Origin of the sequence: Desulfotignum balticum DSM 7044 (assembly GCF_000421285.1) — a bacterium.
GTDB classification, from domain to species: Bacteria; Desulfobacterota; Desulfobacteria; order Desulfobacterales; family Desulfobacteraceae; genus Desulfotignum; species Desulfotignum balticum.
Genome location: NZ_ATWO01000001.1, coordinates 712712 through 731210 on the forward strand (window position 1 = coordinate 712712; position 18499 = coordinate 731210).

The 18499-nt window shown below is 51.5% G+C and carries 13 protein-coding genes and 1 pseudogene; 11 read left to right on the top strand and 3 right to left on the bottom strand.

Annotation, left to right across the window (positions count from 1 at the left end; genetic code table 11):
- Positions 1-30: 30 nt before the first annotated feature.
- The 6 genes and pseudogenes from K365_RS0103785 to K365_RS0103820 all read left to right on the top strand — a co-directional run bounded on the left by K365_RS0103785 (position 31) and on the right by K365_RS0103820 (position 7121).
- Positions 31-1410, top strand: a complete 1380-nt coding sequence (locus K365_RS0103785) for an MmgE/PrpD family protein (RefSeq protein WP_024333587.1) — start codon at positions 31-33, stop codon at positions 1408-1410.
- Between the two features lie 188 nt (positions 1411-1598).
- Positions 1599-2708 carry a TRAP transporter substrate-binding protein gene (locus K365_RS0103790; RefSeq protein WP_024333588.1) on the top strand — a complete coding sequence of 370 codons (1110 nt, stop codon included), beginning with the start codon at positions 1599-1601 and terminating at the stop codon, positions 2706-2708.
- Positions 2709-2808: 100 nt separating this feature from the next.
- Positions 2809-3315 (top strand): TRAP transporter small permease subunit, encoded by a 507-nt coding sequence (locus K365_RS0103795; protein WP_156887680.1) that lies wholly within the window; start codon positions 2809-2811, stop codon positions 3313-3315.
- The gene (locus K365_RS0103800) at positions 3305-4618 is read left to right on the top strand and encodes a TRAP transporter large permease (RefSeq protein ID WP_024333590.1); all 1314 of its coding nucleotides are present in this window, start codon (positions 3305-3307) and stop codon (positions 4616-4618) included. The genes K365_RS0103795 and K365_RS0103800 overlap by 11 nt, the downstream gene beginning before the upstream one ends.
- 481 nt (positions 4619-5099) lie before the next feature.
- Positions 5100-5814, top strand: a pseudogene (gene tnpC / locus K365_RS27115) (IS66 family transposase); the annotation flags it as partial.
- Between the two features lie 491 nt (positions 5815-6305).
- Positions 6306-7121 (top strand): fumarylacetoacetate hydrolase family protein, encoded by an 816-nt coding sequence (locus K365_RS0103820; protein WP_024333593.1) that lies wholly within the window; start codon positions 6306-6308, stop codon positions 7119-7121.
- Between the two features lie 123 nt (positions 7122-7244).
- Here the strand turns inward: K365_RS0103820 and K365_RS0103825 are convergent, their stop codons facing one another.
- Positions 7245-7763 carry a Spy/CpxP family protein refolding chaperone gene (locus K365_RS0103825; RefSeq protein ID WP_024333594.1) on the bottom strand — a complete coding sequence of 173 codons (519 nt, stop codon included), beginning with the start codon at positions 7761-7763 and terminating at the stop codon, positions 7245-7247.
- A gap of 409 nt (positions 7764-8172) precedes the next feature.
- Between K365_RS0103825 and K365_RS0103835 the strand changes: the two genes are divergently transcribed.
- From K365_RS0103835 to K365_RS0103850, 4 genes are all read left to right on the top strand, one after another.
- On the top strand, positions 8173-9645 hold the full coding sequence (locus tag K365_RS0103835) for an ATP-binding protein (protein ID WP_024333595.1): 1473 nt from the start codon (positions 8173-8175) through the stop codon (positions 9643-9645).
- Positions 9642-11003 (top strand): sigma-54-dependent transcriptional regulator, encoded by a 1362-nt coding sequence (locus tag K365_RS0103840; RefSeq protein ID WP_024333596.1) that lies wholly within the window; start codon positions 9642-9644, stop codon positions 11001-11003. The genes K365_RS0103835 and K365_RS0103840 overlap by 4 nt, the downstream gene beginning before the upstream one ends.
- Before the next feature lie 121 nt (positions 11004-11124).
- The gene (locus K365_RS0103845) at positions 11125-11994 is read left to right on the top strand and encodes a hypothetical protein (protein ID WP_024333597.1); all 870 of its coding nucleotides are present in this window, start codon (positions 11125-11127) and stop codon (positions 11992-11994) included.
- Between the two features lie 12 nt (positions 11995-12006).
- Complete coding sequence (locus K365_RS0103850) at positions 12007-13281, top strand: peptidoglycan -binding protein (protein WP_024333598.1); 1275 nt, start codon at positions 12007-12009, stop codon at positions 13279-13281.
- Positions 13282-13381: 100 nt separating this feature from the next.
- On the opposite strand, the gene tyrA is transcribed toward K365_RS0103850, so the two are convergent.
- Positions 13382-14518, bottom strand: a complete 1137-nt coding sequence (gene tyrA / locus K365_RS0103855) for a bifunctional chorismate mutase/prephenate dehydrogenase (RefSeq protein WP_024333599.1) — start codon at positions 14516-14518, stop codon at positions 13382-13384.
- 16 nt (positions 14519-14534) lie between these two features.
- On the bottom strand, positions 14535-15437 hold the full coding sequence (locus K365_RS0103860) for an MBL fold metallo-hydrolase (RefSeq protein WP_024333600.1): 903 nt from the start codon (positions 15435-15437) through the stop codon (positions 14535-14537).
- A gap of 259 nt (positions 15438-15696) precedes the next feature.
- Here K365_RS0103860 and fdhF point away from each other — a divergent pair, with 259 nt between their 5' ends.
- Positions 15697-18474 carry a formate dehydrogenase subunit alpha gene (fdhF, locus tag K365_RS27120; RefSeq protein ID WP_084489732.1) on the top strand — a complete coding sequence of 926 codons (2778 nt, stop codon included), beginning with the start codon at positions 15697-15699 and terminating at the stop codon, positions 18472-18474.
- Positions 18475-18499 lie beyond the last annotated feature (25 nt).

An 18499-nucleotide genomic window follows, 5' to 3' on the forward strand; every position in this document is an offset into this window, starting at 1 on the left:
GGCTAAAGGCTTTCAAAAAAAGAGGATCTAATGACATACACTTCTGAATTGATTGAACAGATTATTAATTTTGATGCAGATGCGATTCCAAGCCATGTCATTGAACATGCCAAGTTGCTTGTCCTGGATACCATCGGCTGTGCCGTTGGTGGATACACAACCCGTTACGGAGCCCAGATTGTTTCCCAGGCCAAAGAGTTCCAGGGTGCGGGGACGGCCTGTATCATCGGAGACGGCAGCCGGATTTCCGCACCCTTTGCCGCTTGGGCAAATTCGAGTCTGGCCAATATTCTGGACATGGATGATGTCTATGCCGGAACCGCTCATCAATCTAACTGCCTGATCCCTACTGCACTGAGTATGGCTCAGTTTAAAAACGCATCGGGAAACGCTGTTTTGCAGGCAATCGTTTTGGGGTTTGAAGTGGGTTCACGTATCATGATGTACAGTTGGCCCTCACCGGACATGGGACAAACCTATTTTCCTTCAACCTGGCAGGTGTTTGATGCAGTGACTGCGGCAGGCTTTCTGCTCGGCGCGGATGAACAAACGCTCTACCATGCCTTTGGTCTGGCAGGCATGGTATCGCCCATCCCCATTAATATGCAAAAATTCGTTGAACGGCCCATCGGGTTCGCTAAAAACGTATTCGGCTGGACAACTTTTACAGGTATTTTCTGGACCATGATGGCCCAAAAAGGCGTTGAAGGGGTTGCTGATATCCTTGATGGCGAGGCAGGTTTCTGGAAAATGATGGGGAGCGGCCAGCATGATTTTGAGCATCTGTCAAAAGAATGGGGCCAGTCTTTTGCCATTCTGGAAACCAAGTTCAAGCCTTACCCGCTTTGCACCTGGGGCCATTCTTCCGTGGATTGTTTTAAACAGATCCTTGAAGAAAACAGCATCAAGGCCAAAGATATCCAAAACATTCATGTCAAAACCATCAAGCGTGCTGTGGATTTTCTTGCTGATCCGAAAATGAATACATTGTACGATTCGCAGTTCAGCCTGCCCCATGCCTTGTCCATGGTGGCACTTGGGAAAAAACCGGGCCCGGAATGGATGAGCCCTAAGAATATGTTTCAGAATCCAGAAGCTTCGGTCATTGCAGCAAAGGTCACCATGCAGGCAGATCAGCAGGCAGACCGGGTTTTTGATCAGGAAAAGGGGCTTGCCATCCCTACACAGGTATCTGTTCAAACAAAAGGCGACCAAACTTTTTCAAAGGAGCTTAAATATTCCAAGGGAACGATAAACAACCCGTTCACTCCAGAGGAAATTAAAATTAAATTCTTAGAATTGGCTTCTTCTTTGTTTGACGATCAGCAGACCCGTGAAATTATGGATTGCGTGCTCAATCTTGAAAAATTAGACGACATTTCGATTTTGATGAATCTGTTGAGCAAATGATGGGGGCTGTCACAAATATAACACCAGTGCTACAAACAGGTGCTGCTAAACTGTTCCCGGTTATTTATATTTTTTTAACAGGGATAAAAAATTAAGAGGGGAGGTGATTGTTTCAAACTTTTTTAAGAAATAGGATGATCGTTTTGTTGAGTCCATTAAAATCCACTTTGTGGAAAAAAGGAGGAGTAATGTTCAAATCAAAGTTTTTTAAGCGATTTATGCCCGCAGCAGTATTATTTATCATAGTACTTGCCCTGCCGATTACTAGCGCAATTGCAAAAGACAAAACACACAAATGGGTCGGACAGGCATTTTGTGGTCGCTCATTGAGTATTTTTGAATCTATTGACCATTTGGGTTATCTGATAGACAAATATACCGATGGGAAACTCAAAGTAGAGTGCAAACAGGCAGACGAGCTGGTGCCTGCGGGGCAGGTTTTTGATGCAGCCAGCCAGGGGATCATTGATTTTGGCCACGGATGTCCCTGCCTTGCCCGTTCCAAAGCCTACGGTGCTCAGTTGTACTGTGACGCTCCGGGAGGACAAAGCCCAATTGAAGAAGTGATCTGGTATTACAATGCCGGGGGAAAAGAGCTGCTTGAAGAAATTTTCGAAAAAAAATATAATGCTCATCCAATAGCCTGCGCAATCTATACAGCAGAAGTTTGGCTTTTTTCCAATAAAGAAATCAAGACAATTGAAGACCTGAAGGGTTTAAAATTGAGAAGCGCCGGCTTTAGGGGCGAAATTCTTCAATCCATGGGTGCCTCTGTGGTCGTGCTTCCAGGCGGAGAAATTGTTCCTTCAATGGAAAGAGGGGTCATTGATGCCATGGAATACGGCAATTTACATATTACCTATGACGTGGGATTTAATGACGTTACCAAGTATCTCTATTATCATCCAACTAAAGCTACCTCGACACTCAACTTCTGGGCTGTTAACCTGCAAAAATGGAATGAACTTTCCGATGATCTTAAAAAAGCGGTTGAAAAGGCAAGCAAAGATGCGGTTTTCCATTCTCTTACCTGGCACCAAGAGCAGGATCTCCTTGCCATGAAAAAAGCTGTTGAAATCAAAAAAAATGAAGTCCGCCTACTGCCCGAAGCAGTAACTAGAGAATTTGATGAAATATCTGCGGATTATTATTACAAAAAAGCCAAGGAAGATGAATACACAAGGCGTATTCTCGAATCCTGGGCAAAATTCAAAAAAGATTATGGCGATTATGCCAAGTGGCTCGATTACTTCAACATGACTGGAGACCATTTCGGCCTGCAAAAGGGTGATTCATAACCAACGAGTCCGAAAAATTATAGTCAAAAGCGAACCCGCAGTGCAGTTGTTTTGAGAAGAGTGCACTGTGGGTTTGCAAAAGAAAAAGAAGGGCTTAATTATGAAAATTATCCATATTATCGATTCGACAAGTATTTGGAGTGGTAAAATTTTCCGCTGGGCCGCCCTGCTGCTCAGCATGGTTGTCATCTATGAAGTTGCCTCGCGCTATCTTTTTAACAACCCCACTGTCTGGGCCTTTGATTTAGCCATGTATTTTTATTCCATGCTTTATCTGCTTGGTGGGGCCTATGTCCTGTGGGAGGGTAGCCATATTCGAGTGGATGTACTGTTTAATCAATTTTCAAAACGGACCCAGGCAGTTATTGATATCATTTTTTACGTCGTCTTTTTCTTTCCCTATGTCTCAGTAATGGTATGGTGGGGATATAAAGCCGCATTCTGGTCATGGAAAGCAGAAGAAATCAGTAACACCAGCCAGTGGGGGGAGCAGATTTATCTTTGGAAAGCGTTGATTCCAATAGGATTTTTTCTCATGTTGCTACAAGGAATTGCAGAGCTTGTCCGGACAATCGGAAAATTAAGGAGGGACACAAATGGCGCCTGAGTACCTGGCCTTTATTATGTTGGGCCTGATTATTACATCAATTATTATAGGAATTCCTGTGGCTTTCTGCCTTGCCTCTATTCCCCTTATTTTCGGGTATTTTGTATTAGGCACCCGCACATTTCCCATGCTGGCCATGCAGGGGTGGGGGACAAATGTAACATATCCTTTTGTGGCAGCGCCTCTATTTATTTTTATGGGGTCGTTGATGGAGCGGTCGGGGATTGCCGAGCAGTTGTTTGAAAGTTTTTATCACCTGCTGGGACGGGTTTCGGGAGGCTTGGCCTTAGCTACCGTGGCCATGGCAACCATTTTCGGTGCCTGCACGGGAAATGTGGGTGCCGGTGTGATCACCATCGGGTTGCTGGCGTTGCCTCCTATGCTCAATCGCGGGTATGACAAAGCCCTAGCCACCGGTAGTATTATGGTAGGCGGCGGCTTGGGCGTTACTATTCCCCCGAGCATTATGCTTATCCTGTACGGGGCCGCCACCGGCGTATCCATTTCCAAGCTATTCATGGCCGCGATCATCCCGGGTGTATTACTCGGTATCATGTATATTGCATACATCTACGGTCGTGCCCGCCTCAATCCTGAAATGGCACCATCCGTGTCCATTGAAAACCGGATCCAAGGTATGGCGCTGTTTAAAATGACCCTCAAGTCTCTGGTTCCGCCGATATTTTTAATCCTTGCTGTTCTGGGATCCATTTTCTTTGGTATTGTGTCTCCCTCCGAAGCCGGGTCAATGGGAGTTATCGGATCTTTGATTCTCATTGCTATCAGCAAAAAATTGAATCTCCAGGTATTTACCCAGTCTGTGACCTACACCCTCAAGATCACCAGCGCCATTGTTTTAATCTGTCTTGGCGGTAAAATTTTTACGGGCATTTTCATTGCCATGGGCGGTGATGTCGGGCTTCGTAATTTTATGGAGATGTTCAATCTTGGAACAACTGGAATGATGCTGATGATGCTTTTTATCGTGTTCATTCTCGGAATGGTGATGGACTGGATTGCTTTGATTTTTATCCTGACTCCGATTTTTGGTCCGATCATTTCAGCGATAGGAATGGATCCTCTTTATTTCGGTATTCTGTTTTGCACCACACTTGAAATTTCAAACATGACACCGCCGTTTGCCTATTCGGTTTTTTATTTAAAGACGATCACGCCGCCTGAGGTAACCATCGGGGACATGTACCGGGGGTGTGTCCCGTTCGCAATTGTGGATGTCCTTTGCACGGCCCTTCTTATCCTTTTTCCGGGGCTTGTGATGTGGCTACCGAGTATAATGAAATAAAAATAATCAACGGTGTGCTTGCTTTGGCACACGATACCGGACACGCTGTAAAATTCAATTTTTCATGAAAAACCCTTAGTCCATATACTCCATGAAGCGTTTTTGCTTTGGACACAAGGCCCAGTCAACTTTATCGTTGCCTTCCTTTAACCGGTCGCCTTTGCAGATAAGGCAAAAACGCTTTTTCTAACTGAAATTCCACATCCCTAAAGCTAATATTGCCAATATTTTAACCCATAAGATATTTTCCAGCCATTGGGATTGGTGAAAATTTCGGGGTAGCGTCAGAGCTTTCAAATATTTGCGTTGAATTCGTGTCAAAGGCTTATTGAACCGCCTACTTTGGTCTATCTTGAGAATCATCATATACTGAAATCGTGTCATCATCATAAAGGTGGTCGGTTTATCTGTCCTTCTCTTTTTCCAGTCTGGCAAATCTTTTTCATTCTCCCGGGCATAGGAAAGGAACTTCAGTTCGGTAAAAAGTTATATGTGGGTGTTCAAAGGAACATCCCGGGGAAGGCCGGTGATTTTGTACCATTACGATCCTTCCTGGTCCGGGGATGTGTGCCAGCGTCATTTTTGAACGGGTACAAAGAGATCGTCCAGACGGATGGATACTCAGGCTATGGATTTCTTGATCAGAAAAAAGATATCCTTCATGTGTGCTGCTGGGTCCATTCCCGCCGGAAATTTGTGGAGGTGACCAAAGCAGTCAGCCGCAAGACCAAAACACTGGTCGGCAATGCCGCTACTGCTTTGGAATATATCGGCAAGCTGTACAAGATTGAAAAAACAGCCCGGGCGAATCAATTGACACCCCGTGAGATATATGAAAACCGACAAAATGAAGCCGCCTCAATCCTTGAAGAATTTAAAAAATGGCTGGATGCCACCGTTGAAAAAGTTCCCCCCAAAAGCCTTCTGGGAAAAGCGGTGGATTACACCCTGAACGAATGGGATCGCCTGGTCCGTTACATCGAGGATGGCCGGGTGGGTCCGGACAACAATGCGGTTGAAAATGCCATCCGGCCATTTACAGCCTGATCGAAACCGCCAAGGCCAACGGACTGGAACCCTACTGGTACCTGAAACACCTGTTCGAAAATCTTCCCGAAGCCATGTCCGATGAAGATTTTCAAGCACTTCTCCCACAACAGATTGACAAAGATCAAATCGCTGGCCCGATACAGTGAACAATACCGGAAATCTGATCCGGTGAGAAGATGGGGTTTATTGACCGCTTACAAACAGGGCAGTGACAGCCCGGAAGGTGTCTCCCTGGAAAATGTACATCCCGGATGATCCATAGGCCGATGTGTTCCCACCTTGTTCCGATTATTTCGATTGCCGTATGAATCACTACCAGCAGCCTCAAGATGACCAAAATCGCCGGAGACATGAAACCGGCAGGGGGGGACGAAAGCGGGGGGACCGGCGAAGAATCGGTCCGGTTTTCGCTGAAATAAGCGGCCACATGGTGGGTGGCTTGGGCTGCCTGATCCGGAAAGACCAGAATTCCAATGCTCCGAGCGCCTGCCGACTTTCGGGCAGAAATATTCTGGAAGGCCAGTATCAGCAGGATCAGATCCGCGGTCCAGGGAGTCATTTGCGTAAAATGCGTTTCATTTTATTCGGATTTTGTGGTAAAGGCGATGTTTATCCCAAGTTCAGGAGAAATAAAAGCATGCAGATCATACGATTCAGGACAGCGGACAACCAACTGTACACCGGGTGCGATTATGACGGCACCACGGCATCGGTGGTGGCGGGAGATGTGTTCGGCAAACTGACAGATACCGGAGAGCGGAAAAATGTGGCAAAACTCGAGGCGCCCGTGGTGCCTGCGGCTATTTTTTGTATCGGGCTCAATTACCGGGGCCATGCAAAGGAAACCGGCATGGATCTGCCCAGATATCCCGTGGTGTTCATGAAAAACCCCGGGGCCGTGACACCCCATAAAAGCGACATCGTGATCCCTTTCTCCTGCCTGGAAACCCCGGAAGTGGATTATGAGGCGGAGCTGGGGGTGGTGATCGGCCGGGAAGCCAAGAATGTGTCCGAAGCCAGGGCCCTGGATTATGTGCTGGGCTATACCTGTGCCAATGACGTGTCGGCCCGGCGGTGGCAGAAACATGCCGGGGGCGGGCAATGGGTCCGGGGGAAAAGTTTTGATACGTTCTGTCCTTTGGGGCCCGTGCTGGTGACAGCCGATGAGATTTCTGATCCCCAGACCCTGGCCATCGAAAGCGTGCTCAACGGCACAACCATGCAGCAAAGCAACACCCGGGACATGATTTTTTCCGTGGCCCGGTTGATCGCGTTTCTGTCTGAATCCACAACGCTTGCGCCGGGGACCCTGATTCTCACAGGCACCCCGGAAGGGGTGGGGTATGCCCGAAAACCCCCGGTATATCTGATGCCGGGCGATCATCTTCAGACCCGGATTCAGGGGATCGGGATGCTGGAAAATCCCGTGACCGCAGAAAAAAGCGAAAACTAAAAAAAAACACGCCCCTGAAATTCAGAGGCGTGTCAGATAAAGGGGCCTGCTTTTAAAAAAGGGTTCCGGTTCCGGGTATCATTGATCCCGTGTCACGGACCGGAAACCTTTTGACTGAATGGGTTAATACCGGCCTGAGCCCGAGCCTCGGTTGCCGTCATAATTCTGGCCTTGTCCATACCCCTGGCCGCTTTTCGGACAATTCCCTTTGCCCGGGCCGTTGTGATATCCGCGGCCCATGCCCTGACCGAACGTAAGTTCAGGGGCTACTTTTTTCGCGGTCAGCATGAAATCGATCCGGTTTTCCTGGAGCTGTTTCATGAGATCAGACACTTCAGTGTTCAACTGACTCAATTTTTTCCGGTCCGGCTGGGAGGTTTCCATGAGCAGGCGGATCTCATTGTGTTTCTGCATCATGGATGTCCGCAGTTCATAGGTGTCGTCGATAAATTTCTGACGCAGGGTTACCAGTTCGTCTTTCTGGGCATCAGTCAGATCCGTATAGGCGTTTTGATCAATGCCCGGGCAGTTGGTGCCGCCCCCATATCCGCCCATGCCTTTGCCCGGTCCCCAGGAAAATGCGTAGGTGGATAACAATCCCACGGCGATCAGTGCGGTGATCAGTATCAGTGCTTTTTTCATGCTGAAATCTCCTTTGTGAAAAATTAAAAAATAGCGTTCAGTTTTGTTATTGTTTATGGGTATCTTTGGTTTGCAGATACCCGTTTACCCTGGCAATAGTTACAGCAAAGGGCGTGCCATGCTGAAAATATAATCATATCTATTTGAAATAAAAGGGATAATCTGTTTTTTGAACCGATTAAGTGCCATTGCGCAGAAAATGGATTGTATCTTTTTTACCCAAAATTGGTATCCAGGTGGGTAATTATTATACATGTGCCGGTGATGTCACGGCGGCAGGACTCCGCCCGAACCTGATCATCAACCCTCATCAGCCCCATGACATTTCACGGAACGGAAATGTATACATTTGATACAAAATAGGGTAGATACGTTGAAACTGGTACAGTCTTTGCTGGGGTAAACGGATATGAAAAAATTATCAACCCGATCATTGTCGTCCCTGATTTCTCCGCTCATGCTGGCAGGGGTGATTCTGGTGCTGACACCGATTTTTGCGGTCATGACCCTGGACCGGATGCAAAAACTTAAATCCCATATCACGGATCAGCAGCTGGCCAAGGGGATTTCTATGATCCGGACCTTTGAGGCCGGGACCCGGACCGGCATGATGACCATGCACTGGGGCATACGCCGGATTCAGGATCTGCTTCAGGAAACCGCGTTTCAGCCGGAAGTGGTGCATATCATGATTGTTTCAGCCGAAGGCACCATCCTGGCCCACAGTGATCCGGACCGGGTGGGACAGGTTCTGGCGGATATACCGGACATGCCGGATTCACAAGCCACAGAAAGCCCCGTGTTTTATCGATCCCTGCTCAAAGGCGAAGAAAAGGTGTTTGAGGTATACAAGCCGTTCACCCCTATGAAAAGCCGGTTTGTCAGGCATCCCATGCGCATGATGCACGGCATGCAGCAGACAAGAGGGGTGGGGTCGTTTCCGGACAAAGAAAGCAGCATGGAGAAAAATGACGTTCTGGAAAAGGGTGCATGGATCCTGGTGGGGCTTTCCATGGATCAGATGGACCGGGCCCAGGCCCGGTTGCTGCGTGATGCCGTGGGCCAGGGCGTGATGTTTTTTATTCTGGGGTGTGCCGGCGTGATCAGTTTGATGGCGTTTCAGGCCTACCGCACCACCAAAGCCCGGCTGGTCAGCGCCAGGGCATTGTCGGAAAAACTGAAAAAAGAGGTGGAAACCACCCGGCATCTGGCCGCCATCGGCAAACTGGCGGGCGGCGTGGCCCATGAGATCAGAAATCCGTTAAGTTCCATCAAAGGGTTTGCCACCTATTTTGAACAACGGTATGCCGATCATCCGGATGATCAGGACACCGCAAGGATCATGGTCCAGGAAGTGGAACGGATCAACCGGTCCGTCACCCAGCTGCTGGAGTTTGCCAAGCCCATGGCCGTGGAAAAAAAACAGGTGGGCATCCGGGAAGTGATATCCCACTCATTGAAGCTGATGGCCCATGACCTGGAAAAGAAATCCATTGCCGTTCACACGGATATCCGGTCGGCCCGGTCAACATTTTACACGGACCCGGACCGCATGAACCAGATTCTGCTCAACCTTTACATGAACAGCCTGACAGCCATGGATGACGGGGGCACACTCACGGTCACGGTGGTTGATGTGTCTTTGAACCGGGATCTGGAGATCCGTGTCACAGATGACGGCTGCGGCATGGATGAACAGATATTGTCTGACATTTTTGATCCTTATTTCACCACCCGGCCGGACGGCACGGGCTTGGGCCTGTCCATTGTGCACCGACTGGTAGAAACCCTGGGCGGAGAGATCCGGGTGGAAAGCGTCAAGGATCAGGGAACCACATTTTTTATCCGGTTGTCTGCACAGGAAAAGGAAAACAGCAAATGACACATCAGATTTTGGTGGTGGAAGATGACCCGGCCCATGCCCGGATGCTCAAGACCCTGATAGCGGACTGGGGGTATGAGGTGGTGCTGGCCGATGACGGGGACACGGGGGTGGAACAGGTGAAATCCCGCAGTTTTGATATCGTGCTGCTGGATATGAAAATGAAGCGCCTGTCCGGCATGGAGGCCCTGTCACAGATCTTAGAATACAACCCGTCTTTGCCCGTGGTGATGATGACCGCGTATTCGTCCGTGGACACGGCCGTGGAAGCCCTGAAGATCGGGGCGTATGATTATCTGACCAAACCGCTGGATTTTGACCGGCTGAAACTGACCATCGAGCGGATCCTGGAACGGATTTTTCTGCAGTCGGAAAATCAGCACCTTAAGGAGCGTCTCAAATCCACGGCCCTTCACCACAATATTCTGGGAAAAAGTCCGGCCATGGCCGCATTGCTGGACACGCTCAACATGGTGGCGCCCACGGATGCCAATGTGCTGGTGACCGGGGAATCGGGCACGGGCAAAGAACTGGCGGCTGCGGCCCTGCATGACAACAGCCCCCGGAAAGACCAGCCCTTTGTGCGGATCAACTGTGCGGCTATCACGCCGACCCTGCTGGAGTCGGAACTGTTCGGCCATGCCAAAGGCGCGTTCACGGGTGCGGATAAAAAGCGCAAAGGAAAGTTCCTTCTGGCCCATAAAGGCAGTATCCTGCTGGATGAAATCGGTGAGATGACCCTGCCCATGCAGGTCAAACTGCTGCGGGTGCTCCAGGAAAAAGAGATCACGCCCGTGGGCAGTGATGAAAATATTTCCGTGGATGTGCGGGTGATTGCGGCCACCAACCGGGATCTGAAAGCCATGGCAACTCAGGGCACGTTCCGGCAGGACCTGTTTTTCCGCTTAAATGTGGTGACCGTGACCATCCCGCCTTTGCGGGAACGGCCCGAAGATATCCCGGAGCTGGTGTTGCATTTTCTGGCGCAGTTTTCCAAAAAAAACCGGCGGGAGATCAAGGGGGTGGCACCGGATGCCATGGATGCCATGATCCGGTATGCCTGGCCCGGCAATGTCCGGGAGCTGATGAATGCCGTGGAACGGGCCGTGGTCCTGGCCCGGACCGATTATATCACCCGCACGGATCTGCCCTTTGGGCAAGCGGATGAATTAGAAACGCCGGACAGGGCTCATGGGGCCGGCCATCTGGAAAACACGCCGTTGTCCCGGATTGAAAAACAAGCGATTTTATCCACATATGCCGCAGCTGACGGCAACAAGAGCGAAACGGCCCGGCGCCTGGGAATTACCCGGAAAACATTGTTAAAAAAGCTTAAACAGTATGGAAAAGACAAATAAGGGGATTCTTGACAATCGGATATCATTTGCGTACAACCGGTGAAACCGGATTTTCATATTGTGGATGCCCGGGCGCCGGGTTCCGGCACACACGGGCATCCGATTTTCAAGGAGGGGTAACATGACCAATCCGCGGCATTATCTGTTTTTAACTTTCATCTATCTGCTGGTGGTGGCCGGGGTCTGCGCCTTGCTGGCAACCCCGCTCAAGGCCGCGTTTATGGCCAACTGGGGATTTAATCTCCTGATTCTGGCGGCTTTGTGTGTGGGCATTGCCATCAACGTGTTCCAGATTCTGCGGTTGGAGCCCGAGATCAACTGGATCAAGAAATTCCGCACCGGGGACCCCGGTATTTCCACGGTGGAACCGCCCACGCTGCTGTCGCCGCTGGCCAAACATCTGGAAGAGATTCACAGGGACCGGTTTAGGCTGTCTGCCGGATCATTGAGCACAGTGCTGGACGGGATCCGGGGACATCTGGATGAAGCCAGGGAAATTTCCAAGTACATGATCGGGCTGCTGGTGTTTTTAGGGCTTTTGGGTACGTTCTGGGGGCTGCTTCAGACCATCGGCACGGTGGGACAGGTGATCAGCGGCCTGGAAGTGGGCACGGGCGATTATGCCCTGTTGTTCGACCACTTGAAACAGGGGCTGGAAAACCCGCTAAAAGGGATGGGCACGGCGTTTTCATCCTCTTTGTTCGGCTTAGGCGGCAGCCTGGTGCTGGGGTTTATCGATATTCAGGCCGGTCATGCCCAGAACCGGTTTTTCAATGAGATGGAAGAATGGCTGTCCGGGGTCACCCGGCTGGTGGATGTGGATGAATTGCCCGGCCCCGTTCCAGGGGGTTCCGCTGACATGTTCAGAAACATTGACACCAACCTGCGGGTGTTGGTCAACCAGATGCAGAAAAACAACCAGGCCATGGCATCTTTGCTCAAACAGCAGCAAAAGAAAAATCCGGACTCCCCGCCGGAATCCGAAGCCTGATAAGGAGCGGATATGTTATCCAGAACGCGGCGAAATGCAAGTCCCATCTCAGCCTGGCCCGGATATGTGGATGTGCTGTCCGCCCTGCTGATGGTGGTGATTTTTGTTCTGATGATTTTTGTGGTGGCCCAGTTTCTGCTCAGTGAGGTGCTGCGGGGCCAGGAAAGCGAATTGACACGGCTTCATACCCAGGTGAGCCAGCTGGCGGAAATGCTGGGGCTTGAAAAGGAAAAATCCGGGCGGCTGGAGACTCAGGTGGCAAGATTGTCAGATACCATTATCGCTTTGTCCGAAGACAAAGAGATCCTCATGTCCCAGGTGGCGGATTATCAGGCCCAGGCTGAAATGGATGAAGAAACACTGAAACAGCAGATGCTCACCATTGCCAGCCTGAATGAAGATATTTCGGCGTTGCAGCAGGTCAGAGAGCAGCTGGAGCAGGAAGTGGGAGATCTGGCCGCGGCTCTGGCATCCCGGGATCGGGAACTGGGGGTTGTGCGGGACCGGTCCATGCGCCTGGCGGCCCGGCTGGCGGATCAGACCGAGACCACACTGCTGGCCCAGGAAAAAATCGAAGAACAGGACATCCGGATTCAGGCGTTGTCCGCCGTGCTGGCATCTCAGAAGGAAAGTATTGAAAAGGAACAGCAGCTGTCGGCATCGGCCAGGGCTGAAGTGGCGTTGCTCACGGATCAGATCTCCCGGCTCAGGGACCAGCTGGAGGTGATCAAGACCGCGCTGGCCGAAGCCGAAGCGGCATCCGAGAAAAAAGATGCCAGGATCGAAGACCTGGGCAAACAATTGAACATTGCCCTGGCCAGAAAAGTCCATGAACTGACCCAGTACCGGTCCGAATTTTTCGGCCGGCTCAAACAGATCCTGGGGGACAACCCGGCCATACAGATCCGGGGCGACCGGTTCGTGTTCCAGGCGGAACTGTTTTTTGCCTCCGGGTCTGCCGACCTGGGAGAACAAGGCAAAACGCACCTGGCCGCCCTGGCCGAGACCCTGCTGACCGTTGCCCAAAAGATTCCCGAAGATATCGACTGGATCCTGCAGATTGACGGCCACAGCGACAAGGTGCCCATCAACAATGAATTTTTCGCCTCCAACTGGGAACTGTCCACAGCCCGGGCCGTATCCGTGGTGCGGTTTTTAAGCCGTCAGGGGATCCCGGAAAACCGCATGGCCGCCGCCGGATTCAGCAAATACCATCCCATTGATCCGGCAGATACCCCGGAAGCCTATCGCAAGAACCGTCGCATCGAGATCAAGCTCACCAATTAGAAGGTGGGGTCAGGCCTGCGTTATTGTAGTTATTGTCACAGATAACAGAACAATAACTACAATAACGCAGGCCTGACCCCGAAGCTCTGTTGTTCAGCAGTTAAAACCGCTCGATGAGCCGGTCGATCAGAAAGGTGGATTCCCGCAACGCCTGATCGCTGAACGGGCCGAACCACTCGGCGATTTCGTTGAACTGGCGGGTAAATACCGGGATGTCTTTGTTTTCAAGCATCTCTATATGCTGGGTCAACGAAGAGACAAACTGCTTTAACAGGTCCCGCCGTTCTTTTGTGGCAAAAACGATCTGGGCGTACAGGCCGGCATCCTGGGCAAACAGCCGGCCCACCATGCCCAGCTCCAGCCGGTAGATGGGGCTGGAAAATTCCAGGGTGCGCTGGATTTTCACCTGTTTTTCAAACAAAAACCGGCCGAAACAGAAGGTGGCAAAATGCCGCAGGGCCTGGACGATCTCCATGATCTCATCATGTTCCACAGCCGATGCCTGAACCGGAATGGCCCCCCACAGCCCCATCTGTTCCACCAGCCAGTGGCCGGCGCTCATGTCCCGGCCCGGTGTGTAGACAATGATCTGTTTGTCCAAAGAAGAGGTGGTGGGGCCGAACAGGGGATGCAGGCCTAAGACCGGTCCGCCGTGGCTTTCACACATGGTTTCCACGGGGGCTTTTTTTATGGAGGTCAGGTCTGCCAGAAGAGCTGTGGCCGGCAGAAACGGGGCGATTTTTTCGATCACCGCCACGGTGTGCTCTATGGGCACGGACACCAGGGCCAGATCAATGCCTTCGCACAGTTGGGGGGCCGATTCCCAGTCCGATTCCGTCAAAATCCGGACCCCGTACCCGGATTTTTCAAACAAAGAGGCAAACATGGCTCCCATCTGTCCGGCACCGCCGACGATGAGCACGGCCGCACCGGGCCGGACCCCCTTGTACTGCATGGTAAAGGTCTGTTTGACCCGGGACTGGCGGATGATCACCCTGAACAGGTTTTCCGTGACATCCGGGTCCAGGCCTTTGCCTTTGGCCTGGGTTCTGAGACGTGAGATCATGTCTTCTTCTCTGGCCGGATGGTACACGGGCATGCCGCATTTTTTTTTCAGGTCCGCCACCTGTTCCACCTGTTCCTGACGTCTGGCCAGAAGGGTCAGAATTTGTGTATCAATACGGTCGATTTCGTCCCGCAACGGGCGGATCTGGTCTGAAAAGCGGGTGTCGGTCATCTAAACGCCTCCGGGGTCAGGCTGCCGACTGCCGGGCCCGTTTGATCAACAGCCGGTTGCAGTTGGCGATATTTTCTTTGGTGTACAAAGTGAACTCATCCCGGTAGCTTTCATGAAACAGCTGGGCCTCCAGTTCCCGGTCCGTCAAGGAGGTCCGGGTGACCCGGTCAATGAAACGCCGGGCCGTGTCAATGCCGGCCTGGATACCTGCGGTGGCTGCCGCATGTTTCAACGGCCCCTGATGTCCCGGACACACAATGGCCGGTGCCATGGCCTGGATCTGTGCCAGCGTGTCCAGATATTCTTTGGCGCCTGTGAAAAACAAAGGCCAGAATCCTTTGCCCGGAAAATGGAATCCCACACTGTCCGAGCAGAACACCATCTCTTTGACCCGTCCCAGAATATTGCCCGGCGAATGCCCGGTCACGGGAAACAACTCCAGATCAATGCCTCCCAGATCCAGCACAAACGTGTCTGCCACCTCCCGGGCGTTTGACAGATCCGGAATGGTGCTGATGGGGGGGCGCTGGGGCGGCAGGCCTCTGTCGGCAAGACCCTGGGACATGAATTCGTCTTCTGCCCGCATCAGAAAACCGGCTTTGGGATGGGTGATAAATTCTCTGGTACCGGTCCCCACCAGAATCTGTGCTCGGGGAAACCGTGCCATCAGTCCCGGAAGTCCGGTGATATGATCGGAATGGGGGTGGCTTATGATCAGATAATCCGGTACAACATTTAAGTGTTTCAGCTGGCGGATGACGGTATCCACCATACCGGAGATGCCGGCTTCGAACAAAGCGGTTTTCTGGTCTCCCTGAACAAGAAACAGGTTGATGTAGTGATTGCCCAGCACCGTCACCCGGGAGGACAGGGGCATGGGATAACTGGATGACTCGATTTTCGGATCCGGTTCCGGCATGATATCTCCATCATTGAAACAAGGGTCAAACCTAAAGTGCTAAGCTAAAAATTCAGCACCCGGATGTCAAGAACAATTTTCAAAGGAACAGAAAGTGATCAAAACACTCCGGTGATCCGCCGGATTGATCCATACGCTGTGCCAAAAGTGATCCATGCCTGGTTATTGACAACATCCAGGGACTGTGATACATGCGACAGGATTGTTTATCGCCTGAAAAAGGGATGACCGGAAAGTAAAAATTAAGGAAGGGTTCACCATGGATCAGAACAGCATTACCATCAATGGTCACGTCTATCATTTTAGACCCGGCCAGACCATTCTGGACGTTGCACAGGAAAATAATATTGATATCCCCAATCTCTGCCATCTGAAAGGGACCCGGGCGACCGGGGCCTGTCGTGTCTGTATTGTGGAGCTGGAGGAATCCTGGGGAAAGAAACTGGTGTCATCATGCAGTTCACCGGCCAAAAACGGTATGGTGGTTCATACAGAATCTCCGGAGGTCGTTCAATACCGCAGATTCTACATTGGATTGATGCTGGATTCGGGCAATCACAACTGTGATATCGGCGCATCAGCGGATGAATCCTGGACCGATTTTCAGATCGAGGCCATGGAAAACGAACAGAAAGAGGAACTGTGCCCCGTGTGGGGGGATTGCGAGCTTCAGGCCCTGGCGTACCGGTACCAGGTCAAGGGCCGGGTCAGCGGCCGCCATAGAGAACCCGTGAAAGTACCCATCGAAAAAGACAATCCCTTTATTATCCGGGACATGTCCCGGTGCATCCTGTGCGGCCGGTGTGTGGCCGCCTGCAACGAGCTTCAGGTGAACCAGGCCATTGATTACGGGTTTCGAGGCACCAATGAGAAAATTGTCGCCGGAACCGGCAACACATTGATGACATCCAGCTGCGTGTTCTGCGGAGAATGTGTTCAGGTCTGTCCCGTGGGGGCATTGATTCCCACCAAAGCGTTCAGAGATGACCGGTTTGTTCCCACCAGTACTGTGCGGACCACCTGCTCCTTCTGCGGGGTGGGATGTCAGATGGATCTCCATGTCCAGAACAATAAAATCGTTAAAATCGACGGTGCCGACCGGAACCTGCCTCCCAACAATGGGATGCTGTGTGTCAAAGGCCGGTACGGGTTTGAATTTGTCGGCGCACCGGACCGGTTGACCACGCCGCTGATTAAAAAAGACGGCAAACAGGTACCTGCCTCCTGGGATGAAGCCCTGGATCGGGTGGCGGAAAAACTCACTGAAATCAAACAGAAGCACGGGGCCGATGCCATGGGCGTGCTCACCTCGGCCCGGGCCACCAACGAGGACAATTACATTGCCCAGAAATTCACCCGGGCCGTGCTCAAGACAAACAATATCGACCATTGTGCGCGACTGTGACACAGCTCCACTGTAGCCGGTCTGGCTGCATCTTTTGGAAGTGGTGCCATGACAAACACCATTGCAGACATCGAGACATCCGATCTGATTCTGGTGGCCGGGTCCAATACCACGGAAAATCACCCGGTTTTGTCCACGTTTATGAAACGGGCGGTTTTGAAAGGCAAAAAACTGGTGGTGATCGATCCTCGGTTCGTCAAGCTGGCCAATAACGCCACAAAATGGCTGCGTCCGAATCCGGGAACGGATATCGCCTGGATCAACGGGCTGATGCATGTGATCATCAAAGAAGATCTGCATGATAAAACCTTTATTGCGGACCGCACAGAAAATTTTGATGCACTCAAGGATGTGGTGGCGTCTTATACCCCGGAACGGGTTGAAGAGATCACGGGAATCCCGGCCCAGGATATCATTGAGGTGGCACGGGAATTCGCCAAAGCCCCGGCCGCGTCCATCTGCTATTGCATGGGCATCACCCAGCATACCTGCGGGACCGACAATGTCAAGTCTTTGGCCAACCTGTCCATGCTGTGCGGGCATTTGGGCAAACCCGGCGGCGGTGTGAATCCGTTGCGGGGGCAGAACAATGTCCAGGGGGCCTGTGATATGGGCGGGCTTCCCAATGTGTACACGGCCTACCAGACCGTGACCAATGAGGATATAAGAAAAAAATATGAGGCCGCCTGGAATGTATTGGATATGCCTGCCAAACCCGGTCTGCCCGTGACGGAAATGATCGAAAAGGCCTATGAAGGAGAATTCAAGTCCCTGTATATCATGGGAGAAAACCCCATGGTGTCTGATCCGGACCTGAACCATGCGGAAAAAGCGTTTTCCAATCTTGAGTTTCTGGTGGTTCAGGATATTTTTGAAACCGAAACCACGGCCCTGGCGGATGTGGTCTTGCCGGCCTGCTGCTGGGCGGAAAAAGACGGCACATTTGCCAATACCGAACGCCGGGTTCAGCGGGTGAGAAAAGCCGTGGAGCCTCCGGAAGGGGCCAAGCTGGACTGGGAGATCCTGTGTGAGATCGCAAAACGTATGGGCTATGACATGACATATGAAAACAGCCATGAGGTTTACAAGGAGATCTGTGCCGTGACCCCGTCCTACCGGGGCATCACCTGGGAGCGCATTGAAAAAGGCGGAATAGCCTGGCCATGCCCGGATGAAAGCCATCCCGGCACCCCGATTCTGCACACCACCCAATTTACCCGGGGCAAGGGGCTGTTTCATGCCATCGAGCACCAGCCGCCGGCGGAACAGACGGATGCAGACTATCCTTATGTTCTGACCACCGGGCGGGTGCTGTACCATTATCATACCCGGACCATGACAAGCCGGACGGAAGGGCTGAATGTGATGTCACCGGAGTGTTTTGTGGAAATTTCTCACAATGATGCGAAAAAACTGGGACTGGGCACGGGAGATGTGGTCAATGTATCCTCCCGAAGGGGCAAGATCAGTGCCAAGCTCAAAGTGTCCTATAAAGCCGTAGACGGCACGATTTTCATGCCGTTTCACTTTGCCCAGGCCGCAGCCAACCGGTTGACCAATTCCAAGTTGGATCCCGTGGCCAAGATTCCGGAACTCAAAGTGTGTGCCATCAATATTGAACCGGCCGCGTAACACCCATCAATTAAATTTTTAAAAA

What these genes read in the sequence shown, in the direction of transcription:
- K365_RS0103785 (WP_024333587.1), top strand. Translation starts at nt 31, where the DNA reads ATGACATACACTTCTGAATTGATTGAACAGATTATTAATTTTGATGCA.
- K365_RS0103790 (WP_024333588.1), top strand. Translation starts at nt 1,599, where the DNA reads ATGTTCAAATCAAAGTTTTTTAAGCGATTTATGCCCGCAGCAGTATTA.
- K365_RS0103795 (WP_156887680.1), top strand. Translation starts at nt 2,809, where the DNA reads ATGAAAATTATCCATATTATCGATTCGACAAGTATTTGGAGTGGTAAA.
- K365_RS0103800 (WP_024333590.1), top strand. Translation starts at nt 3,305, where the DNA reads ATGGCGCCTGAGTACCTGGCCTTTATTATGTTGGGCCTGATTATTACA.
- K365_RS0103820 (WP_024333593.1), top strand. Translation starts at nt 6,306, where the DNA reads ATGCAGATCATACGATTCAGGACAGCGGACAACCAACTGTACACCGGG.
- K365_RS0103825 (WP_024333594.1), bottom strand. Translation starts at nt 7,763, where the DNA reads ATGAAAAAAGCACTGATACTGATCACCGCACTGATCGCCGTGGGATTG.
- K365_RS0103835 (WP_024333595.1), top strand. Translation starts at nt 8,173, where the DNA reads ATGAAAAAATTATCAACCCGATCATTGTCGTCCCTGATTTCTCCGCTC.
- K365_RS0103840 (WP_024333596.1), top strand. Translation starts at nt 9,642, where the DNA reads ATGACACATCAGATTTTGGTGGTGGAAGATGACCCGGCCCATGCCCGG.
- K365_RS0103845 (WP_024333597.1), top strand. Translation starts at nt 11,125, where the DNA reads ATGACCAATCCGCGGCATTATCTGTTTTTAACTTTCATCTATCTGCTG.
- K365_RS0103850 (WP_024333598.1), top strand. Translation starts at nt 12,007, where the DNA reads ATGTTATCCAGAACGCGGCGAAATGCAAGTCCCATCTCAGCCTGGCCC.
- tyrA (WP_024333599.1), bottom strand. Translation starts at nt 14,518, where the DNA reads ATGACCGACACCCGCTTTTCAGACCAGATCCGCCCGTTGCGGGACGAA.
- K365_RS0103860 (WP_024333600.1), bottom strand. Translation starts at nt 15,437, where the DNA reads ATGCCGGAACCGGATCCGAAAATCGAGTCATCCAGTTATCCCATGCCC.